The sequence below is a fragment of the Streptomyces racemochromogenes genome (assembly GCF_044129415.1).
GTDB lineage: Bacteria > Actinomycetota > Actinomycetes > Streptomycetales > Streptomycetaceae > Streptomyces > Streptomyces racemochromogenes_A.
Window position 1 is genome coordinate 25,062 of the sequence record NZ_JBBDHD010000082.1, and the last position, 6,381, is coordinate 31,442.

At 75.6% G+C, this 6,381-nt stretch carries 7 protein-coding genes and 1 pseudogene; 5 read left to right on the forward strand and 3 right to left on the reverse strand.

All coding sequences use genetic code 11. The features are described from left to right. Positions 1-29 precede the first annotated feature (29 nt). Complete coding sequence (locus WDV06_RS25735) at positions 30-170, reverse strand: hypothetical protein (protein ID WP_395512152.1); 141 nt, start codon at positions 168-170, stop codon at positions 30-32. A 129-nt stretch (positions 171-299) separates the two neighbouring features. On the opposite strand from WDV06_RS25735, the gene WDV06_RS25740 reads away from it, so the two are divergent. Both WDV06_RS25740 and WDV06_RS25745 read left to right on the forward strand, forming a co-directional pair. Further along, complete coding sequence (locus tag WDV06_RS25740) at positions 300-1,016, forward strand: TVP38/TMEM64 family protein (protein ID WP_395512153.1); 717 nt, start codon at positions 300-302, stop codon at positions 1,014-1,016. Positions 1,017-1,064: 48 nt separating this feature from the next. Next, complete coding sequence (locus tag WDV06_RS25745) at positions 1,065-1,943, forward strand: undecaprenyl-diphosphate phosphatase (RefSeq protein ID WP_395512154.1); 879 nt, start codon at positions 1,065-1,067, stop codon at positions 1,941-1,943. 399 nt (positions 1,944-2,342) lie between these two features. Here the strand turns inward: WDV06_RS25745 and WDV06_RS25750 are convergent. Both WDV06_RS25750 and WDV06_RS25755 read right to left on the reverse strand, forming a co-directional pair. Next, positions 2,343-3,020: pseudogene (locus WDV06_RS25750) on the reverse strand (serine/threonine-protein kinase); the annotation flags it as partial. A 231-nt stretch (positions 3,021-3,251) separates the two neighbouring features. Then, on the reverse strand, positions 3,252-4,202 hold the full coding sequence (locus WDV06_RS25755) for a LysR family transcriptional regulator ArgP (protein ID WP_395512155.1): 951 nt from the start codon (positions 4,200-4,202) through the stop codon (positions 3,252-3,254). Between the two features lie 69 nt (positions 4,203-4,271). Here WDV06_RS25755 and WDV06_RS25760 point away from each other — a divergent pair, with 69 nt between their 5' ends. The 3 genes from WDV06_RS25760 to WDV06_RS25770 all read left to right on the forward strand — a co-directional run. After that, positions 4,272-4,895: a LysE/ArgO family amino acid transporter gene (locus WDV06_RS25760; RefSeq protein ID WP_395512156.1), complete on the forward strand. Its 624-nt coding sequence runs from the start codon at positions 4,272-4,274 to the stop codon at positions 4,893-4,895. 134 nt (positions 4,896-5,029) lie between these two features. Then, complete coding sequence (locus tag WDV06_RS25765; protein ID WP_395512157.1) at positions 5,030-6,067, forward strand: NUDIX domain-containing protein; 1,038 nt, start codon at positions 5,030-5,032, stop codon at positions 6,065-6,067. An 84-nt stretch (positions 6,068-6,151) separates the two neighbouring features. Next, positions 6,152-6,381, forward strand: a 230-nt coding sequence (locus WDV06_RS25770; protein WP_395512158.1) for a DUF6153 family protein, incomplete at its 3' end; no start/stop codon positions are given.

Consider the following 6,381-nt stretch of genomic DNA (forward strand, 5'->3'; position numbering starts at 1 on the left):
GCGGGGTCCGCCGGACGATCCGGGAAGGGTCAGCTTCGTGCGCCGTCGAACGCGGCGGGCGCCGCTGCGGCGAAGGCCTGTGCCAGGGCGGGTGCCGAGGAGGCGGAGAGGGCAGCCTTCGGCGCGTCCGCGACTGCGGACGGCGCTGCGGGGAAGGCGTACCGGGACATGGCCCTGATCCTGCCCGAGGAGCGGGGCCGCGTCGAACGGATTACGGACGGCCCCCGGGTGTGCTTTGGTGCGTCCGGATGAGGTCCGGATTACGGCGGGGTGCCGCACCGGTCGGTTAATCTCCCCGGATGTCCCTCCTCCTCGCGCCGTGGACGCGGCTGTCGCTGCTCGTCGTACTGCTCGTGGCGGCGGGGGCCTGCGTGCTGGTCTACGAGCCGCAGCGGCTGCTCTCCCAGGGCTGGCCGGCCGGGCTCCCGGTGGGTGCGGCGGTGCTGCTGTTCGCGGGCGCGTACGGGCTGTGCACGGCGGCGTTCGTGCCGCGCCCCCTGCTGAACCTCGCCGCGGGTGCGGTCTTCGGCACCTGGCCGGGACTGGCGGCGGCCGTCGGCGGCACGGTGCTCGGGGCCGGGATCTCCTTCGGGCTGGGCCGGGTCATGGGCCAGGAGGCGCTGCGTCCGCTCCTGCGCGGGCGCTGGCTGAAGGCGGCCGACGCCCAGCTGAGCGGGCACGGCTTCCGCTCCGTCCTGGCGGTGCGGATCTTCCCCGGGGTGCCCTTCGCGGCGGCCAACTACCTGGCGGCGGTCTCCCGCTGCGGCTGGGTCCCGTTCCTGCTGGCCACGGCCCTGGGTACGGTGCCCAACACGGCCGCGTACGTGATCGCGGGAGCCAGTGCGTCCTCCCCCGGTTCACCTGCATTTCTCGTCTCGTTCGGGTTCATCGCCGTCTCCGGTGCGGTCGCCGCCGCGGTCGCCTGGCGGGGGCGGCACCGGCTCGCGGGCCCCGCCGCGCACGAGCCGTCTCCGGTACACCCCCCTGTGGTCGGGGCCGCTCCCCACGGGCCCTAGCATCGGACCCGAACTGCCCGACGATCACAAGGACGAGCACCCACCGACATGAGCTGGTTCGAATCCCTAATCCTCGGTCTCGTCCAAGGTCTCACGGAGTTCCTCCCGATCTCCTCCAGCGCGCACCTGCGGCTGACCGCGGCCTTCGCCGGCTGGCACGACCCGGGTTCGGCCTTCACGGCGATCACCCAGATCGGCACCGAGGCCGCCGTGCTGATCTACTTCCGCAAGGACATCGCACGGATCGTCTCGACCTGGTTCCGCTCGCTCTACACCAAGTCGCTGCGCTCCGAGCAGGACGCGCGGATGGGCTGGCTGGTCATCGTCGGCTCGATCCCGATCGGCGTCCTCGGCGTCGCGTTCAAGGACCAGATCACCGGCCCGGCCCGTGACCTGCGGCTGACCGCCACCACCCTGATCGTGATGGGCCTCATCCTCGGCTTCGCCGACTGGCTGGCCTCGCGGGACGAGCAGGGCGGCCGGCACCGGGTGGTCAAGCAGCGCAAGACGCTCAAGGAGCTGGGCGTCAAGGACGGTCTGATCTTCGGTGTGTGCCAGGCGATGGCGCTGATCCCGGGCGTCTCGCGCTCGGGCGCGACGATCTCGGGCGGTCTGCTGCTGGGCTTCACGCGCGAGGCGGCGGCCCGCTACTCCTTCCTGCTGGCCATCCCGGCCGTGCTGGCCTCGGGCGCGTTCGAGATCAAGGACGTGATCGAGAGCCCCGGGCACATCACCTGGGGGCCGACGATCTTCGCCACGGTGATCGCCTTCTTCGTGGGCTACGCCGTCATCGCATGGTTCATGAAGTTCATTTCGACCAAGAGCTTCATGCCCTTCGTGGTCTACCGGATCCTGCTCGGCATCGCCCTGTTCGTGCTGATCGGCATGGGCGTGCTCGAAGCGGAAGCGGGCGCGTCCGGGACCTAGGGCCATCAGGGCCGCGTGCGGGCACAACGACGCGAAGGCCCCCCCCGGCCCGGACCCGGCGGCCGCGGGGTGCGCGGGGGCCGCGGGGTGCGCGGGGGCCGCTCCCGCCCCACCGGGGTGCACCGCCGTGGCGCCCGGGGCGGGCGGTCCGGGCTGCCCCGGATACGCCCCGGCAGCCCCTCCTGCCCCGGCGGTTCCAGCAGCCCTGGCAGTTCCGGCGGTCGCTCCGGCCCCCCACGCCCCACCGGGACCCGCGACGGTGCCGGTCGCCCCGGCGGCACCGGCCGCGGCCGGCCCTGCGGCACCGGCGGCACCGGCGGCCACCGACTCCAGCATCGTCCGGGCCTGTTCGGCGGTCGGCCGGGACTCCGGGTCCTTCGCCATCAGGGCCTGGAGCACCGGTCCGAGCGGACCCGCGCGCCGGGCCTCGGGCAGGGGTTCGGCGACGATCGCCGACAGCGTCGACCAGACCGAGGTCCGGCGGAACGGCGACACGCCCTCCACCGCCGCGTACAGGGTCATCCCCAGCGACCAGATGTCCGAGGCGGGTCCGGGCTCCCGGCCCTGGGCGCGCTCCGGCGGCAGGTAGTCGAGGGAGCCGACGATCTCCCCGCTACGCGTCAGCTTCGCCAGTTCCTCGTCGTCGGGGGCCTGCATGCTGGCGATGCCGAAGTCGGTGAGGACGACCCGGCCGCCCCGCTCCAGCAGCACGTTGCCCGGCTTGACGTCCCGATGCAGGACCCCGGCCCGGTGTGCGGCGTCGAGGGCGTCCATCAGCTTCGCACCGATCGCGGCGGCCTCGTACGGGTCCAGCGCCCCGTCGCGTTCGACGACGGCGTCGAGCGAGGGGCCGTCGACGAGTTCCATGACGATCACCGGGAGCCCCTGGTCCTCGGTGACGTCGTGCACCGTGACCACGCCGGCGTGCCGGATGCGCGCGGCGGCCTGCGCCTCCCGGCGCATCCGGGTCCGCAGGTCGGCGAGTTCGGCGGGGCTGGCGTCGGTGTAGGCCCGCAGGAGCTTGACGGCGACCTCCCGGCCGAGCACCTCGTCGACCGCCCGCGCGACCACGCCCATGCCGCCGCGGCCGACCACCGCCGTCACCCGGTAGCGCCCTCCGAGTGCCCTGCCGACCAGGTCTCCGTCGTTCGCCTGTTCCGATGGCACCGGCACCGCCCGCTCCGTTCCCTCACCGGCCGTCCGTCAACGGCCTGCCGGGGCCAAGCGTAGAGGCATGATCACGCCAGGGTTCCGGCGGTCTCCTCCCGGGGCGGACGGGTGCGGGCGTCCTCGGAGGCGGCGCCGCCGTCAGCGCGGACGGTCCCCGGCGACGGGTCCGCCGGAGGCCGGCCGGCCGGGCGGCAGCAGGGCCGCCCGGGCGGTCTCGGCGACCAGCCGGGCCAGTGCCGCCAGGGCGGGCGAGTCCAGCTTCCACTGCTGCCAGTACAGCGGTACGTCCAGGGTCCGCCCCGGTGTCAGCCGTACGAGCGCCCCGGCGCGCAGCAGGGGCTCGGCCTGCTGCTCGGGCACCAGCCCCCAGCCCAGTCCGGCGGCCACCGCGTCCCGGAAGCCCTCCGAGGTCGGCACCTGGTGGCGGACGGCCGAGGCGCCCGTCGCGCCTGCGGTCAGTGAGCGGACGAAGGCGTCCTGGAGGTCGTCGCGGCGGTCGAAGACGATGGTCGGTGCGTGCCGCAGGTCATGCGCGGGCTCACCGGCGAGGTGGCGGGCGGCGAATCCGGGGCTGGCCACCGGCAGGTAGCGGGCCAGGCCCAGCGCCCGGACGGTGCATCCCGCCACGGGGTCGGGCGAGGAGGTGACGGCGGCCATCACCTGGCCCTCGCGCAGCAGCGCCGTGGTGTGGGACTCGTCCTCGCGGTACAGCTCGAAGCAGACGGGCGGGTCCTGCGGGACCCGGCTGAGGACGGGCAGGAACCAGGTCGCCAGCGAGTCCGCGTTCACCGCGACCGGCAGCCTGACGGGGCCCTGCCCGTCGGCGGTCCCCATCCCCAGCTCGGCCCGGGCGTCGCGCTCCAGCCGGGCGAGCTGGCGCGCGAAGCGGACGACCACCTCGCCGGACCCGGTGGCGCGCACCGGCTTGGTGCGCATCAGCAGGACCCGGCCGGTGCGCTGCTCCAGGGCCTTCACCCGCTGGCTGACGGCGGAGGGCGTCACGTGCAGAGCGGCGGCCGCGGCGTCGAAAGTGCCCTCGTCGACCACGGCGAGGAGGGTCCGCACCTGTTCCAGGGGAAGTTCTTCCATCACAGACGCTAAGGGTACGTAAAAATCTTTAGCTGTACTGATCGGCGCGCGGTGCCTACGGTCAAGGGCATGAACAACGGCATCACCGCAGCGCTCCTGGCCGGCTTCGGCACGGGCCTCTCCCTCATCGTCGCCATCGGCGCGCAGAACGCCTTCGTGCTCCGGCAGGGCGCGCGCCGGCACGCCGTCCTGTGGGTGGTGGCCATCTGCGCCGTGTCCGACGCGGTCCTCATCGCCCTGGGCGTGGCCGGGGTCGGCGCCTTCGTCACGGCCTGGCCGGCCGCACTGACGGCCGTCGGGATCGCCGGCGGCGGCTTCCTCGTCTGCTACGGGGTCCTCGCGGCGCGCCGGGTGCTGCGCCCCGCGCCGGGCGCGGCCCTCACCGCCGCGGGCGCCTCCGCCGGATCCGCCCGCGCGGCCGTGCTGACCTGCCTGGCGATGACCTGGCTCAACCCGCACGTCTACCTGGACACCGTCCTGCTGGTGGGGTCACTGGCCGCCGACCGGGGTGATCTGCGGTGGGCCTTCGGGATCGGGGCCGGCCTGGCGAGCCTGACCTGGTTCTCCGCCCTCGGCTACGGGGCCCGGCTGCTGAGCGGCCTGCTCGCGAAGCCGGGGGCCTGGCGGGTGCTGGACGGGCTGGTGGCCGCGACCATGGTCACGATGGGCGGCATGCTCCTGGCCCGGGCCTGAGGACCCGGCCGGGCCCGGGCCGCCCGCCGCCCCTCCCCCGCGCGGCCCGGGCCCGGCCGCGCGGGGGGCGTGGTACTGATGTCCGGTGCGCGCGGCCGCGCCGGCCGCCCTGCCGACCCCCAGGAGCCGTCACCGTGCCCGACCGACCGACGCCCGAGGCCCTGCGCGCCTACTACGCCGCCCAGCCGTCCCCGCTGGTCGCCGCGACCGGGATCGTCCTGGACCCGGGCGGGCGGGTCCTCGTCCTGACCCCTTCCTACAAGGACGGGCTGGAACTTCCGGGCGGCACGGTGGAGGACACCGAGGCCCCGGAGGAGGGGCTGGCCCGGGAGCTGAAGGAGGAACTGGACCTGGGGGTGCCGGTCGGGCGGCTGCTCGCCGTGGACTCCTGCGCGCCCGGTGCGCTCGGGCGTTCGCTGGTGGCCCTCGTGTACCTGGTGGGGCCGCTGTCCGCCGAACGGGCCGGGGCGCTCACCTTCCCGGACGGCGAGGTGTCCGAGGCCCGCTGGCTCTCCCCCGAGGAGGCGGTGCGGCAGCTGCCCGCCCGGCTCGCGCCCCGGCTGCGCGCCGCTCTGGCCGCGCTGTACTCGGGGTCCCTCGCCCACCTCGTCGACGGCGTGCCCCAGCCCGGCTCCCCGGCCGGGTTCGCCCCGGCGGACCGGGCGGCCCGCGAGCACGCGGGCGGCTACGACGCCGCCGCCCACCGGGCCGCCCGGCCGAAGGCCCTCACCGCTGCGAACGTGCTCTTCACCGACGCGGCCGGCGGGGTCCTGCTGGTCCGGCCCGGCTACGGCGAGCCCGACCGCTGGCTGCTGCCCGGGGGCGGGGTCGACAGCGACCTCGGGGAGACGCCGCGGGCCGCCGCCGCGCGGGAGGTCCGCGAGGAGATCGGTCTCGACCGGGACCCCGGCCGGCTCCTGGCCGTCAACTGGTCCCACCGGCCGGGGTACCCGGCGCGGGTGCGGTTCCTCTACGACGGCGGGGTGCTCGACGCGGCGGCACTGGCCCGGATCCGGCTGGATCCGGCCGAGCTCCTGGAGTGGCGGACGGTGCGCCGCCGGGAGCTGCGCGGCCTGGTGAAGCCGCACCTGCGCCGGCAGATCAGGGCCTGCCTCACGGCCCTCGACGAGGGCACCGGGCCCCTGGAGCTGCACCGGGGCCGGCCGGTCTGACGCCTCCTCCGCCCGCCCCTCCGCCGGGCCCCATACCCCCTACCCCTTTGGAGTACCGCCGGGCGCTGCCCTACGATGCCCGGCATGAGGACACGAGCGGGACGAGTGCGCAGGCCTGGCGGCCCCGCCGGGTTGCCGCTCCTCGTACTGGCGGTCCTCGTGGGCCTGCTGGCCATGCACGGCCTGGGCCCGGGCGGCCTCCCCCACCCGGCGGCCGCCGCCCCCGCCCACGCCGCGCACGCCGCCACCGCGCACGCCACGGCCTCCCCCGGTGCCGCCGCGCACACCGCGCCGGGCGGCGGCCACCACGGCCG